Annotated in this window: 12 protein-coding genes; 1 reads left to right on the top strand and 11 read right to left on the bottom strand. The window is 59.0% G+C overall.

What is annotated here, in order from left to right; genetic code table 11:
* Positions 1-25: 25 nt before the first annotated feature.
* The 4 genes from cyoD to cyoA are packed head-to-tail and all read right to left on the bottom strand — an operon-like array spanning position 26 to position 4,260.
* On the bottom strand, positions 26-427 hold the full coding sequence (cyoD, locus tag FHT92_RS15645) for a cytochrome o ubiquinol oxidase subunit IV (RefSeq protein ID WP_183742590.1): 402 nt from the start codon (positions 425-427) through the stop codon (positions 26-28).
* Positions 424-1,044 (bottom strand): cytochrome o ubiquinol oxidase subunit III, encoded by a 621-nt coding sequence (cyoC, locus tag FHT92_RS15640; RefSeq protein ID WP_183742592.1) that lies wholly within the window; start codon positions 1,042-1,044, stop codon positions 424-426. The genes cyoD and cyoC overlap by 4 nt, the downstream gene beginning before the upstream one ends.
* 6 nt (positions 1,045-1,050) lie before the next feature.
* Entirely contained in the window at positions 1,051-3,054 is a 2,004-nt protein-coding gene (gene cyoB / locus FHT92_RS15635) for a cytochrome o ubiquinol oxidase subunit I (RefSeq protein ID WP_183826757.1), read from the bottom strand.
* Between the two features lie 42 nt (positions 3,055-3,096).
* Positions 3,097-4,260, bottom strand: a complete 1,164-nt coding sequence (gene cyoA, locus FHT92_RS15630) for a ubiquinol oxidase subunit II (RefSeq protein ID WP_183826754.1) — start codon at positions 4,258-4,260, stop codon at positions 3,097-3,099.
* 374 nt (positions 4,261-4,634) lie between these two features.
* Here cyoA and FHT92_RS15625 point away from each other — a divergent pair, with 374 nt between their 5' ends.
* The gene (locus FHT92_RS15625) at positions 4,635-5,966 is read left to right on the top strand and encodes an MFS transporter (RefSeq protein WP_183742598.1); all 1,332 of its coding nucleotides are present in this window, start codon (positions 4,635-4,637) and stop codon (positions 5,964-5,966) included.
* A 71-nt stretch (positions 5,967-6,037) separates the two neighbouring features.
* Here the strand turns inward: FHT92_RS15625 and FHT92_RS15620 are convergent, their stop codons facing one another.
* The 7 genes from FHT92_RS15620 to FHT92_RS15590 form a co-directional block, all read right to left on the bottom strand.
* The gene (locus FHT92_RS15620) at positions 6,038-6,505 is read right to left on the bottom strand and encodes a cyclic nucleotide-binding domain-containing protein (RefSeq protein WP_183742600.1); all 468 of its coding nucleotides are present in this window, start codon (positions 6,503-6,505) and stop codon (positions 6,038-6,040) included.
* Between the two features lie 94 nt (positions 6,506-6,599).
* A complete protein-coding gene (locus tag FHT92_RS15615; RefSeq protein WP_183742601.1) occupies positions 6,600-9,314 on the bottom strand; it encodes an ABC transporter transmembrane domain-containing protein in 2,715 nt (904 codons plus the stop codon).
* Positions 9,315-9,508: 194 nt separating this feature from the next.
* Entirely contained in the window at positions 9,509-10,642 is a 1,134-nt protein-coding gene (locus FHT92_RS15610; RefSeq protein ID WP_183826751.1) for a glycosyltransferase family protein, read from the bottom strand.
* A complete protein-coding gene (locus FHT92_RS15605; protein ID WP_183826748.1) occupies positions 10,639-11,886 on the bottom strand; it encodes a glycosyltransferase family 4 protein in 1,248 nt (415 codons plus the stop codon). Before FHT92_RS15605 ends, FHT92_RS15610 begins: the two co-directional genes overlap by 4 nt.
* An 11-nt stretch (positions 11,887-11,897) precedes the next feature.
* Positions 11,898-13,106 carry a glycosyltransferase family protein gene (locus FHT92_RS15600; RefSeq protein ID WP_183742607.1) on the bottom strand — a complete coding sequence of 403 codons (1,209 nt, stop codon included), beginning with the start codon at positions 13,104-13,106 and terminating at the stop codon, positions 11,898-11,900.
* A gap of 95 nt (positions 13,107-13,201) precedes the next feature.
* Positions 13,202-14,377, bottom strand: a complete 1,176-nt coding sequence (locus FHT92_RS15595) for an ABC transporter permease (protein WP_183826745.1) — start codon at positions 14,375-14,377, stop codon at positions 13,202-13,204.
* Entirely contained in the window at positions 14,377-15,375 is a 999-nt protein-coding gene (locus FHT92_RS15590; RefSeq protein ID WP_183742611.1) for an ABC transporter permease, read from the bottom strand. The genes FHT92_RS15595 and FHT92_RS15590 overlap by 1 nt, the downstream gene beginning before the upstream one ends.
* Positions 15,376-15,377: the final 2 nt, after the last annotated feature.

Here is a 15,377-nt window from a genome sequence, read left to right as displayed (position 1 = left end):
GTTGCCGCCGTCCGTTCCTTTGCCGCTATGGCATGTTCTTCATCATTTCGGGGCTCATCGGCATCATGTTCGTGTTCAGGTGATACATGACCCAGAGCGAGCCCGAGAGAGCAATCGCGATGATGATGATCGTGAAGATCAGTGCCATGATCGTCCAGCCGCCTTCCGATTTCGTGTTCATGTGCAGGAAGAAGATCATGTGAACGACGATCTGCACGGCGCCGAGCGCCATCACCAAGATGGCGGTTACGATATGATTTTCGAAGACCTCTCCCATGACGAGCCAGAAAGGGATGGCAGTCAGGATGACGGATAGAATGAAGCCCGTCACGTAGCTCTTGAAACTGCCGTGGCCGGCCTGATGTCCATGGCTGTGGCCGTGGTGAGCCTCGTGGGCATCCTCATGTGCGGGTGCTTGCGAACTCATCCGAGAACTCCCATCAGGTAAACGAAGGAAAAGACGCCGATCCAGACGACGTCGAGGAAGTGCCAGAACATGGAAAGGCACATCAGGCGGCGACGATTGGCTTCATGCAGGCCATGCATGGAGACCTGCACCATCAGCGTGATCAGCCAGATGATGCCGGAGGTAACGTGCAGACCGTGCGTACCGACCAGCGTAAAGAAAGACGACAGGAAAGCGCTGCGCTGCGGACCGGCGCCCTCGTGGATGAGGTGTACGAACTCGTAAAGCTCAAGGCCGACGAAGGCCGCGCCGAAAAGGCCGGTCACTGCCAGCCAGAACAGCGTTTCCGCCTTTGCGTTTCGCTCCATCTGCAGCATCGCAAACCCATAAGTGATGGAGGAGAGCAACAGCATCGAGGTGTTGATGGCGACCAGGGGCAGATCGAAGAGATCGGCCGGCGACGGGCCGGCGGCATAACTGCGGCCGAGCACGGCATGGGTGGCAAACAGCACCGAGAAAATCAGGCTGTCGCTCATCAGATAGAGCCAGAAGCCGAGATTGGTGCTGTTCTCCGGATGATGGTCTTCCGTGAGGTAGAATTCAGGCTTTTGGGCCGTGTCGACAGTTTGATCGCTCATGGTCTCTTACACCTGTTCGGCAAGCAACTTTGTGCGCTTGCCTTCCGTTTCGGTGACTTCGTCCGCAGGAATGTAGAAGTCACGCTTGTAGTTGAACGTATGGCCGATCGCGACGACGAGCAGGGCGACGGCGGAGACGACGACGAGCCACCACATGTACCAGATCAGGCCGAAGGCGAGCGCGACGCTGATGGCGGACAGAATCGCGCCGGTACCGGTATTCTTCGGCATGTGAATCGGCTTGAAGCCGCCGAGCGGACGCTCGTAGCCGCGGTTCTTCATGTCGTACCAGCTGTCGTGATCGTGTACGACCGGTGTGAAGGCGAAATTGTAGTCCGGCGGCGGCGACGAGGTCGACCATTCCAGCGTGCGGCCATCCCACGGATCGCCGCTATCGTCACGCAGTTCCTCACGCTTCATGAAGGATACGACGATTTGAATCAGGAAGGACGCGATGCCAAGCGCGATCAGACCGACGCCGAAGGCGGCAATGATGAACCAGATCTGCAGCGACGGATCTTCGAACTGGCTCATCCGCCGGGTGACGCCCATCAGGCCGAGCACGTAGAGCGGCATGAAGGCGAACCAGAAGCCGATCTGCCAGAACCAGAAGCTCATCTTACCCCAGAAAGGATCGAGCTTGAAGCCGAAGGCCTTCGGGAACCAGTAGTTCACACCGGCGAACATACCGAAGAGAACGCCGCCAATGATCACGTTATGAAAGTGGGCGATCAGGAAGAGTGAGTTGTGCAGCACGAAGTCGGCCGGCGGCACGGCAAGCATGACGCCCGTCATGCCGCCGATAACGAAGGTCACCATGAAGCCGACCGTCCACAGCATCGGCACCTCGTAGCGGATACGGCCGCGGTACATGGTGAAGAGCCAGTTGAACATCTTCGCCCCCGTCGGGATCGAGATGATCATTGTGGTGATCCCGAAGAAGGAGTTGACGGAAGCACCCGAACCCATCGTGAAGAAGTGATGCAGCCAGACGAGGTAGGAGAGGATCATAATCACGCAGGTGGCGTAGACCATCGAGGCGTAGCCGAAGAGGCGTTTGCCGGAGAAGGTCGCGACCACTTCCGAGAAGATGCCGAATGCCGGCAGCACGAGAATGTAGACTTCGGGATGGCCCCAGATCCAGATGAGGTTGATGTACATCATCGGATTGCCGCCGAGATCGTTCGTGAAGAAGTTCGTGCCGGCATAGCGGTCGAGCGACAGGAGAGCGAGCGTTGCAGTCAGGATCGGGAAGGAAGCGACGATCAGGATGTTGGTGCAGAGCGCCGTCCAGGTAAAGACCGGCATCTTCATGAAGGTCATGCCCGGCGCGCGCATCTTCACGATGGTCGCGATCAGATTGATGCCTGATAGCGTCGTGCCGACACCGGCGACCTGCAGGCCCCAGATATAATAATCGACGCCGACACCTGGACTATAGGCGGCACCCGACAGCGGCGGATAAGCGAGCCAGCCGGTCTGGGCGAATTCGCCAATGAAGAGCGAGAGCATGATGATGATTGCGCCCGCCGTTGTCATCCAGAACGAGAAGTTGTTGAGGAACGGGAATGAGACGTCGCGCGCGCCGATCTGCAGCGGCACGACGAAGTTCATGAGACCGGTGACGAAGGGCATCGCCACGAAGAAGATCATGATGACGCCGTGGGCGGTGAAGATCTGGTCGTAATGGTGCGGCGGCAGGTAGCCTTCATTGCCGTTGAAGGCGATTGCCTGCTGGCCACGCATCAGAAGCGCGTCGGAGAAGCCGCGCAAAAGCATGATGACGGCCAGGATCACATACATGATGCCGATCTTCTTGTGATCGACGCTGCAGATCCAGTCGCGCCAGAGCGGACCCCAGAACTTGAAATAGGTGATGATGCCAAGCACTGCGATGGCGCCGATGACGACGCCGATGAAGGTCACGACCAGGATCGGCTCGTGATAGGGGATCGCATCGAGGGTCAACCGGCCGAAGATGAACTTCAGGAGGTCAGGATTGGAAAACATGGAACAACCCGTTCATTATGTCTTGCGACGCAAAGCGCCAGGTTAATTGTTATTGTTGAGCTGTGCCGGCGCCGGATCGCCGCCATTGCCCGAGCCGGGCATCGAATGACCCTCATGCTGCATGTCCATTCCGGGCATGTTCTGCATCCTGTTGCCATCAGTGCTTTCGGCCGGCTCGCTGCGTGCGGGTGCGCCCGTTGCAGGCACGGTGGCCGCAGGCGCGACGATCCCTTCGTCCGCATGGCGATTGTCGTAGGTCAGCTTTTCGCGGTTTTCTTCGCTTTCCTTGCCGCCGCCGCCCATCATGTCGATGTGCATCATCTCGTTCATGCACATCTTCCCGGGTGTGGCGCACATGTTGAGGATCGCGTCGTAGAGCTCGGCATCGGCGCCGGCATAGTAGCGCACCGGTTCCTTCTCGCTCGGCTTTTCGAGTTTCAGGTAAGCGTCGCGGTTCAGCATCGTGCCCTGCTGCTTGACTTGCGCCACCCAAGCGTCGAAGCCTTGCTGGCTCAGGCCGTGGAACTTGAAGCGCATATGTGAGAAGCCTTCGCCGCTGTAATTTGCGGAGAAGCCATCATATTCGCCTTCCTTGTTGATGACGGCGTGCAGCTTCGTTTCCATTCCCGGCATAGCGTAGATCTGACCGGCGAGGGCGGGGATGTAGAAGGAGTTCATCACCGAAGAGGAGGTGATCTTGAAATTGATCGGCACATCGACCGGCGCTGCGAGCTCGTTGACGGTCGCGATGCCGAGGTCGGGATAGAAGAATAGCCACTTCCAGTCGAGTGCCACGACCTCGACGGTCAACGGCTTGGTATCGGCCGGAATGGCACGGTCCGCATCGATGCGGTCAAGTGGACGGTAGGGATCGAGCTTATGCGTGGAAATCCAGGTGACCGCGCCGAGCGCGATGATGATGGCAAGCGGCGCCGACCAGATCACGATTTCGAGGCGGGTCGAATGATGCCATTCCGGTGCATAGGTCGCGGCCGTATTCGAGCGCCGGTAGCGCCAGGCGAAAAACAGCGTGAGGAAGATCACCGGAATGATGATCAAAAGCATCAGGACCGTCGACACGACGATGAGGTCGCGCTGTTGGGCTGCGATGTCGCCCGAAGGCGACATGACCACCATGTTGCATCCTGCCAAAAAAAACAGCGGCAAGATTAATAGAAGGCGGGAAAACTTCTGCAGTTTTGGCACGTCTCTAAGCTCTTTTTGTTTCGTTCGATTGCCGACTAAAGCACTGGCACAATGAGCGATATGAGGTCTTTGGTCGCAGTGCAACATGCATTTTGCACCGCGGGAGAAGTCAGCTTCCACGGCGCCCACAAATCCTGATAAAAGTCAGAAGGAAATTTCCGGCGCCGCCACGTATATAGCCGAAAAGCAAGACCTTGCCCAATGAAACTCTGGAATAAGTTGACGCAGGTATCACGCGATTTTTCCATCGCATCGATTTTTGAGAATTCGGCGCCAACTATTTGCGCCATCAGGACTTGATAAGCTGCAAATATGGAACAAGATCAGCTTGAGGTGCTTTGCAAAGGGCACCTTAAACGAGGGAGGCGTTTCATATGGCTACTGCCACACATTTAGGACCATCATCATCATCGCTGGAGCGGGACGCGCGGCGCATTCACGATGACAAGCCGGTTTCGCCCGGTAGCATCGCCATCGGCGTGGTGATCGGTCGCATGTCCGAGTTTTTTGATTTCTTCGTTTACGGCCTCGCATCCGTACTCGTCTTTCCACAGCTCATCTTTCCTTTCGCGCCGGACCGGCTGACGGGCACGCTCTATTCTTTCGCGATTTTCTCGCTGGCCTTCCTTGCTCGTCCCGTAGGCTCTGTCGTTTTCATGACGATCGACCGCTTCTACGGACGTGGCACTAAGCTCACCATCGCGCTCTTCCTGCTCGGCGGCTCAACTGCATCGATCGCCTTCCTGCCGGGCTATGATGAAATCGGCTACTGGGCGATCGCGCTGTTGGCCCTCTTCCGGCTTGGCCAAGGCTTTGCGCTCGGCGGGGCGTGGGATGGCCTTGCGTCGCTGCTTGCTCTCAACGCGCCGCCGAATCATCGCGGCTGGTATGCAATGATCCCGCAGCTTGGCGCGCCTATCGGCTTTGCGCTGGCAAGCATCCTATTCGGTTACTTCGTCGCCAACCTTTCTTCGGAAGACTTCCTCTCATGGGGCTGGCGTTACCCGTTCTTCGTCGCCTTCGCGATCAACGTCGTTGCTCTCTTTGCCCGCCTTCGGCTTGTCATGACCAAGGAGTTCGGCACGCTGCTGGAGCAGCATGAGCTTGAAGCAGCGCCGATCCTCGACGTGCTGCGCGTCCACGGCCGCGATATCCTGATCGGGGCCTTCGTGCCGCTCGCAAGCTTTGCCATGTTCCACCTCGTTACCATCTTCCCGCTCGGCTGGATGAGCCTTTACGGCAACCAGCCGATCGGTGCCTTCATGGTGGTACAGGTCATCGGCGCCATGGTCGGTATCGTTGCCATCATAGCCTCGGGCATGATTGCCGACCGCATCGGCCGGCGGAAGCAACTGGCGATTTGCGCCATTCTGATCGCGATCTTCAGCTTCGTCGGGCCGCTTCTGATCGGTGCCGGCAACAGCGGCCACGATGCCTTCGTCATCATCGGCTTTGGCGTGCTTGGCCTCTCCTTCGGCCAGGCGACAGGCTCGATCTCGTCGCGTTTCGGCCGCGGCTATCGCTATACGGGTGCCGCATTCACGTCGGATCTTGCCTGGCTGGTCGGTGCGGGCTTCGCGCCGCTGGTGGCGCTCAGCCTGTCCAGCCAGTTCGGCCTGACCTTCGTCGGCTATTACCTGCTCTCCGGAGCGATCTGCACGCTGGCGGCTCTCGCCTTCAACAGGGCGCTGGAACAGCGCGAATAGTGCAGGAAGCACAAAGAAAGGCGCGCTTGGGAAACCCGGCGTGCCTTTTCATTTGGGATCTCTTTTGAAATTCACTGCGCCATCTGCGGCTGTTTAGAAGCGCGCGCAGCGGTCAGTTCGGCGGTCGTGTGGTTGAGACGGTCAGCAAGCACGCGCATGATTTCTACCGCCATTTCCGGAAAATCGCTCAGAAGCTTGAGGAAGTGTTCCTTGCTGATACGCAGGACTTCGAGCGGTGAAGTGGCGCGCACGGTCGCGGTACGCGAGACGTCGCAGAGGATGGCGATTTCCCCGACGATAGAATTGACTTCGACATCGGCAACCTTGATCTCGCCGGCAGGAGAGGCAACGATGATATCGGCCGTGCCTGACAGAACCACGTAGGCGGCGTCGCCGACATCGCCCTGACGAAACAGGTTCTGGCCGGCCCGGTATGTCATACGGTCGGAGGTGAAAGCCAAGAGTTTGAGCTTCGCTGGTGCGATCCTCGAGAAGATCGGCACCCGCCGCAGCATTTCGACTTCATCTCTCAACAGCATGAGCGTTACAACTCCCTGCCGCATGGTCCTTGATCATGCGCTAAAACCAACTCAAGCGCCTTGCGGGCGCCGTCCGTGCCGCCCCAATAGAATATTACGATAACAGTTCCTTGAACATCCCGTTTTTCTCGGAAAGTTCCGGATAGTTGCCCGCCTCGGCAAGATTGCCGCGCTCGAAGAGCAAAATTCGATCGAAGATTTCCGCCAGTTTGGCGTTGGACAGCACCCAGATGATTGCCGGGCGCTTGCCTTCTTCGTGCAGACCTTCGATGATGTTGTGAGTGATCTGATCCTGGATACGCTGGTCGAGCGCCGGGATCGGCCGGTTGAAGATGAAGTAGTCGGAGCGTTTGAGCAGAGCCCGGGCAAGATTGAGCTTCTGACGCTGCACCCCGGTCAGGCGCTTGCCGCCGGTGCCGACATCGAATTCCAGCCCGATCGACAGTACGTCGTCATAGAGATCGAGCGCATCGAAGAGTTCTCCCATGATGAGGCGAATGCGGTCGGAGGCATCGGCCTGCTGATAGGCGATGCGACCGAAGAGCACATTGTCCATTAGACTCGCCGAGGCCGTGAAGCGATTGATGTCATAACGCTCGATCAGCTCGGCCAGATCGCTGGGGATGTTCTCGTGGAACTGCTTACGGGCGCTGACAATCTTGTCCGTCAGCGTCTGGGTCAAGAGACCGAAGCGATGCCGCGGTTCGATATAGGCAAAGCTTAAGCGGATGATGCTTGCCCGGTCCTCCGGTGTGGCATCCTCGAAGCGCTTGCCTTGGAGCTTCTGCAGCAGTGCCTGATAGGTCGGAATGTCATCCGCCGTCATGAAGGTAAGCTGCTGGAAGAAAGGGTGGTCCGGCGGCAGGTCGTGGAAGAGTTCCACTGCGTTTTCGGCGATTTCCAGCCCCATCGTGTAGAGGTCGGTACTCAGCCCGGTTTCGCGGAAGAGCTGCTGGAAATAGGGATGGCCGGCGAGCCGCCGGTTGTTCATCAGCGGCCGCTTCATCGTGCCGAAGAGCAGGTTTTCGCCGACGGTCGCCTGCGTGTTGTAGGTGTCGAAATCGAATGGCACGACGATGGCGTCGAGATTTTCCGCGGTCAGACGTTCGCGCAACGATGTTCTGAGTTCCACGATATGGCTGCCGAGTGCCGTGTGAACCTCGGTATTGACGGTGGATCGCAGCGCCAGATCCAGAATGTCCTGCGACATCATCACGGCGTCGAGCACCGGCCGGATCGCCTTCAGAAGATCTTCAGGTCCGTTGGCGCCCGCAGCGTTGTAGTCTACCCAATCACTGTTGAGATCGAGCGTGGGATTGCCTGCCTTCTGCGATTCCGCAACGTGCCATTTGTATTCCTGCGCTGCCTTGCCGTCATATTCGGGTTCTTTCATCGGCGCATGCTTGAGGCCGTAGACCAGATTGTCGCGCAGCGTGCCGTGGAAGAAATAACTCTCGGCAGAGGCATAGGAAATGCGCCGGCCAGTGACCGATTCCGGCAGATCCAGCAGATCCTGTCCGTCGATGGTGATGCGGCCGGAATCCGGCCAGACGAGACGGCCGAGCGCTTCGGCGAAGGCTTCCGCACCGCTCCCGTTCGGCCCGACGATCGCAACCGTCTCGTTCGGCTTGATCTCGACCGAGACATGATCGACGAGGCGCGCGCCGCTGTCGTCGCTGACGGAGAGATTGGTGACGACGAGGGCGCTTGTCAGCGGTGCGACCGGCGCTGTGGCGAGTTCCTGAATGCGGCTGTCGATCAGCGGCTCGACATTGAACTGCTCGTAGACCTGCGCATACTTGACTTGCACGTCCTGGCGCATCTGGTCCCAATCGATCAATTCCTTCAGCGGGCCGGGTAGGTCCTTGTAGGCGGAAATGACGGCGACGAGCTGACCGATGTCTAGCCGGCCCTGCAGTGCCAGGTAACCGCCGATCGCGTAGAAGAGGAAGGGCGTGACCTGGGCGAGGAAGTTGTTGATGAATTTGACCAGGAATTTCCACTGGTAAAGGTCGTAGCGGATAGAGAAGATACGGCCGAGGCGGGTTGCGATATCGGCGCGTTCGAAGTTGGAGGTGTCGTTGCCGTGGATCGTGCCGATACCGTCGACGATCTCGCCGACGCGGCCGGAGAGTTCACGTGCGGTCAGCTGGCGCTGACGCCCGAGTTCCAGCAGGCGCTTGCGCATGCGGGGGATGACCACAGCCTGCACGCCGACGATGGCAGCCGCGATCATGCCCAGCCAGAAATTCTGGATGATGATGAAGGCAAGCGCGGTAATCGCCTGGCCGCCGAGAAGGGCGGGCGAGACGAATGCATCGCCGGTGAAGCCGCCCATCGGCTCCACCTCGTCCTTGATCATGGTGGCGATTTCAGCAGACTTCACCCGCTTGAAATGGGCGGGCGGGAAGCGCAGCACGCGATCGATGAGCTCGAAGCGGATGCGGCGCAGCATACGCTCACCGAGCCGGCCCTTATAGGTATTGATATAGAACTTGAAGAGGCCGTTCAGCACCACCAGCGCCAGGAAGACGAGGCTCAGCGCCATCAGCATCTGAAGGCGGTTAAGCTCCAGGCCCCTGAAGAATTCGACATGACCGATGAACGGTATGTCGTAAGCGATGTGCATGAAGATCTGTCTTGCGCCCGGCCCTTCGAAGCCGTCACCCTGAATAGGTCCGTTGACGATCTGCTTCGGCAGGTCGAAGGACAGGAAATAGGGCACCATGGAAGCTGCGACGACCAGCAGAATCCAGAGCTGCTGCAATCGCGTGTTCTTCCAGATGTAGCGCGCGAGGCTTTTTTCCATGGCTAACCGTCAGACTGTTGGAAAAGTCCGGACAGCGACCCTGATGCTGAGGAAGAGGGAATCTTCGAGTACAGGACCATGCAGTCAGACCGCCGATATCGCAACGAAAACAAGGCGGAGCGGACTAATGTCGAAACGCCGATTCTCGCCGGAATTTTTCTTATATCACATGAATTTTGGAATAGGCGAGGGTTTCAACCGATCATCGAACGAATGATGCTTGCACTTTTGGCAGCCCCGTCGAGATCGAGGGACGTGGCCGGACGCAATGGTGCTGCAAGTGCCCGTTCGACCGCAGCCTTGAGATCCTCGAACGTCAGCCCCTCCTCCGGCAGAATTTCGGCAAGGCCAAGCGCCTGCAGTCGTTCGGCGCGCACCGTCTGTTCCGTCTCACCGGCGGCCACGAAAGGGATGAGGATCGGGCGGCATTGTGTGCGCAGGAGATCACCCACCGTGTTATAGCCGGCCTGCGAGATCGAGACTTTAGCGCCGCCCAGGAGGGAGGGGAAATCCTTGCGAAAGCGCACCATCCTCACATTAGCAGGCGCATCTTCCGACAATGTTGAAAAATCGGCCGCGGGAAGATTGGGGCCGGTAATCAGCAGCCAGCTGATATCGGCAGGCAGCAATGCTGCCGCACCGCGCGTGGCGCGGATCAGTTCCAGCCCGACGGCGCCGCCGCCTGCCGACGCGATAATATCGAACGTCTCGGCCGGTTCCGGCGCGGGCGGCGGAGCAACGAGACCGGTATAGCGCAGCCGGCCGGCGATCTCTGCCGTCAGCGGAAAGGTATCCTCCAGACGTACGAAGTCCGGGTCGCCATGGACGAGTACGGCGTCGAAATGGTCCTTGATGAGTTTGACGGTTTCCTCGTCGCGGCCGGGTTTGCGATTTTCCTGCAGGATGTCGCGTACGGAACTCAAAAGCTTCGGCCGCGGACTGGCCCTTTCGACCGCATCGAGCAACGGCAGCAGTTCGAAGCGCATCTGCCTGCGGCCGAAGGGAAAAGCCTCGATGATGACGACGTCTGGCTTCGTTTCCTCGAAGGCTTGCAGAAGCAGGTCGCGCCGTCTGGAAAGGAATTCCTCGCCCGCCGCCTGTCCATCGGCATCGGCCAGGCCGGAAAAGCCGACATTGCTGGCGACGACCGGCGGCAATTCGACTGTTCTGACACCCTCGCCCGGAAAACCCGGTACGGGCAGTCCGCCAGTGACGATCGTCACCTCCAAACCGTCCTTCACCAACGCATTGGCGATACGGCTCGCGCGCGCGATATGGCCGATACCGAGCAGATGCTGGACATAAAAGAAGATGCGGGGAGCCGTCATGACGCCTTCTGCCATTCTGCCTCGAACAGGGCGCTCAACTGCCGGATACTGGAGTGATAATCGAAATGACCGCGCACGCGCTCTTCGGCAGCGTCGCCGAGCCTCTTGCGCAGATCGGGATCGCGGATCGCCGTCTCGAGCGCTTTTGCAAGAGCTGCCGGATCTTCCGCCGGCACGACCAGGCCGTTCTCGCCATCGCTCAACAGTTCCGGCACGCCTGAGACATTGGTTGAAAGGCAAGCGAGCCGCTGACTGGAGGCTTCGACCAACACATTCGGCAAGCCGTCGCGATCGCCATTGGCGGCGATGCGGCAGGCAAGCGCGAAGAGATCGGCGCGGCGATAATGGTCGAGCACGTCTTCCTGTGCCAGTGCGCCTTTCCAGGTGATGCGCTCGGCAAGGCCGAGTTCAGCGGCGATCTTCTTCAGTGTCGAAAGCGCCTCGCCGCCCCCGATATGATCCATGCGCCAATTCAGTTCTTTCGGCAGCAAGGCAAGGGCACGCAGCAGTATATCATAGCCCTTCTTTTCCACGGCACGGCCGACGCTGAGGATGAAGGCGGGGTCGGTAGGGTCGCTGCCATTGCGGCTGGAGTGCTCGCCTGCGAAATGGCCGAAGCGGGCGAGGTCGAGGCCGTGATAGCTCAGATGCACGGCATCCTTGCGGTCCGTCAGCGTTTTCATATGCTCATAGCCGGCGCGCGTGCAGGTCACTGCCCAACGGGCGTTTTTGAGCTTTTGGCCGATATCCCAGTCGGGCGATGTCCAGATATCCTTGGCATGGGCGGAACATGTCCATGGCGTGCCGGTCAGGATGCTCGCATACTCCGTCACCGAGGCGGGTGTGTGGATGAAATGGGCATGCAGCCATTCGCCCTTGTCGGGCCATTCGCGTGCCAGCACCAGCGCCTGGCCAAGTCGGCGGAAACGATTGCGGGAGATATCGCGCGGCAGATCAGAAAAGAAACGCTTCATCAGCGCGCTGAAGCCCGGTTTCGAAAAACCTGAAAAGACGCCCTTCAGCACACGGACCGGCTCTTCGTGCAAATATTCCGGCAAATAGACGATCGGCGCCTTGATCTCGTCATGCACGGGGTGGCGCTTCTTGTCGGTCGGCCGGCGCATGGAGATCAGCGTCAGGTCGAAGCCGGCCTTTTCGAGACCGAGCAATTCCTGGGCGATGAAGGTTTCTGAAAGGCGGGGATAGCCTTTCAGCACGACGAGAATCTTGCGGCGTGGCGGCAAAGGACGGCTCTTTATTCTGCGCCGACAAGCGAAAGGTGGCGTCCGCGGCTGTCCAGCCACCCGCCAACGGTGCGGGAAATCTGGTTCAGTCCTTCAAGATGCATATTGCTGCCGCTTTTCGACGGCGGCAGTCGTGACGGCAGCTGCTTGAGCGTTTCAGCCATGATGGCTGGGTCGGCTGACTGCTCGGGCGGCAGCATGTCGACGAGGCCAAGCTCACTGGCGCGGCGGGCGCGCAAAAGCTGCTCTTCGCGGGGGGCGACGCGGGGCACGATCAACGCCGGCTTGTCGAAGGAGAGGATCTCGCAATAGGTGTTGTAGCCGCCCATGGCGACGACGGCAGTGGCGCCGTCGATCAGCTCTTCCATGTGGTTGTCGAACTCGATCACTTCGATATAGGGGATTTTCTCGCCTTTCCTGACAAGCTTTGCGCGTTCTGCCGCCGGCATATAGGGTCCGAGCACGACGAGCGCCTTCTGTCTCAGGGTCTCATCGGCCTCATAGGCGTTCATGACATCGTGAACGAGATCCGAGCCGTCGCCGCCGCCTCCCGTCGTGACCAGGATGTAGTCGTCCTTGCGAGCGTTCACCGAGTTCTTGCCCTTGGAAACGCTGCGCTGCAGAAAGCCGACGAAATCCATCTTGCGACGAACACTGGGCGGTACGTCGAGACCAACAAGCGGATCGTAGAAATCCGGTGGCCCATAGACCCAAATGCTATCGTAATACTGGTCGATCTTCTGCATGACGCTGTTTCTCTTCCACTCGGCTTCGAGCAGATGGGGTGCATCCATGATCTCGCGCAAACCAAGCACTAGAGTGGTGCCGCGCGCCTTCAGATAGGCAAGCGTCTCCTCAATCTCACCCTTCAGGCCCATTGGCTCCTTGTCGACGATGAAGATATCGGGCTGAAAGGTTTCGGCGGTGTGACGAATGCTCGCTTCGCGCATCTTCAGCGTATCCTGAAGGTCGATATGGCTGGCGAGAGACGTGTATTCGCCGTTGCGAAGCTTGATGACGCTTGGGATTTTCACGAAATCGACGCGGGCACGGTAGTCGAAAGCACCGGCAATCGTCGCACCTGATATGATGAGGATGTTCAGGCCGCGATAATCCTCAACGAGAGCATGGGCGATCGTGCGGCAACGGCGCAGGTGGCCAAGGCCGAATGTGTCGTGGCTGTACATGAGGATGCGTGCATCTTCGAGACGTCTGGCCATAGGTGTGCCCTCTGAGGTGGACGACATACTTCTACCACCCCCGGAAATCGGAGGCCACGATTCGACGGACGCGAAGCGCGCCGCCGAACTCGACGCTATTTGTAGGGATCTGCCGCATCGCGCAAGCCGTCTCCCAGAAAATTGAACGCCAAAATTACCAGCACTACCGGAACGATCGGAAACAGCAGCCACGGGTAGAAGGCGATGACGCTCACGCTCTTGGCCTCCGTCAGCAGGATGCCCCAGCTGGTAATGGGCGGTCGCAAGCCAAGGCCGAGGAAGGAGAGTGCCGTCTCACCGAGGATCATTCCGGGGATGGAAATGGTTGCGGATGCGATGAGATGCGATATGAAGCCCGGCACCAGATGCCGACCGATGATACGGGGCGTGCTGGCGCCCATGAGCTGGGCTGCCTGGACATAGTCTTCTTCCCGCAATGCCAGAAGCTTGGAGCGCACGGCGCGGGCAAGCCCCGTCCAGTCGATGATGCCGAGAATGACGGTGATGCCGAAATAAATGACGATCGGGCTCCACGTCACCGGCATGATGGCGGCAAGCGCCATCCAGAGCGGCAGCGAGGGCAGTGATTGCAACACTTCGATCAGGCGCTGCACGATGAGATCGAAGATGCCGCCCCAGTAACCGGCGAGACCGCCGATGACGATGCCGAGCACGAAACTGATGGCAATGCCTATCAGCCCGATGGTCAGCGAGATACGGGCGCCGTAGAGAATGCGTGAAAGCACATCGCGGCCGAGCCGGTCAGTGCCGAGCAAAAACATCTGTCCGCCGATCGCCGGGCAAATCAGATGATAGTCGGAAGAGACAAGCCCCCAGAACTTGTAGTCATCGCCGCGGCAGAAGAAGCGGATCGGCTGGATGTCGTTCTGCTTGTCGCTGTAGAGCCGGTGCAGGGTATCGATATCGAGCGTCATCTGCCGGCCATAGACGAAGGGGCCGACAAAATTGCCCTCGCTGTCGAAAAGATGGACGCGCTGCGGCGGCGAATGGATGAAATCGACGTTGCGCGTATGAAGCCCATAAGGCGCCAGGAACTCGACGATAAGGATCATAAGGTAGATGGCGGCAAGGAAAATTCCGGATGCAAGCGCCAGCTTGTGGCGTTTGAACTTCCACCACATGAGTTGCTTCTGCGAGGCGAGATGGATCCGCGACTGGGCCGAGGTCATCGTCTCCGTTGCGATCGGATCGAACGGGGCGGTCGAAACATAATGCGGCAGCGGCGCACCGGGAGCGGGTAGGGGCGACATTATTTGGTGCTCCTGCCTTGCAGACGGATGCGCGGATCGAGGAAGCCGAGCGCGACATCGGAAATGAGTACGCCAATCACGTTCAGGAACGCGAGGAACATCAGGAACGAGCCTGCGAGGTACATGTCCTGGCTCTGCAGCGCCTTGATCAGCATTGGTCCCGTCGTCTCCAGGGACAGGACGATGGCGACGATCTCGGCGCCCGAAATGATCGACGGCAGAATGGAGCCGATATCGGCGACGAAGAAGTTGAGCGCCATGCGCAGCGGATATTTGACCAACGCCCTTACCGGATGCAGGCCCTTGGCGCGTGCCGTCGTCACATATTGCTTCTGCATCTCGTCGAGCAGGTTGGCGCGCAAGCGGCGGATCATGCCGGCTGTCCCCGCCGTCCCGACGATGATGACCGGAATCCAGAGATGGGCGAGGATCGATCGGGCCTTTTCCCAACTCATCGGCTGATTGAGATATTGCTGGTCCATCAGATGGCCGATCGAGAGCCCGAACCAGACATTGGCGAAATACATGAGGATCAGCGCCAGCATGAAGTTGGGGATGGCGATTCCGAGCAAGCCGAGAAAGGTCAGTCCGTAATCGCTCCAGCTATATTGATGGGTCGCCGAATAGATGCCGATCGGAAAGGCGATCAGCCAGGTGAGAAGGATGGTCGAGAAAGAGACGAGGATCGTCAGCCACAGGCGGTCGCCCACCACGTCGGAAACCGGCAGCTGATATTCGAAGGAATAGCCGAAATCGCCGTGCAGCATGCCGCCGACCCAGTAGAAGTAGCGCACAATCTCCGGCTGGTCGAAACCGTATTGATGGCGCAGTTCTTCGATTTCCTGCAGGTTTGCGGTCTCGCCCTGGGCGCGCAGTTCGGCGATCTGGCTTTCGAAGAAGTCGCCGGGCGGCAATTCGATGATGACGAAGACCAGAGCCGATATCACGAGCAGGGTCGGCACCATGGCGGCAATGCGCCAGAGGATATAGCGGATCATCG

This window comes from Rhizobium sp. BK377 (assembly GCF_014193935.1).
GTDB lineage: Bacteria > Pseudomonadota > Alphaproteobacteria > Rhizobiales > Rhizobiaceae > Rhizobium.
The sequence above is the reverse complement of the archived record's forward strand: the minus strand, read 5'-3'. Positions and strand labels throughout refer to the sequence as shown.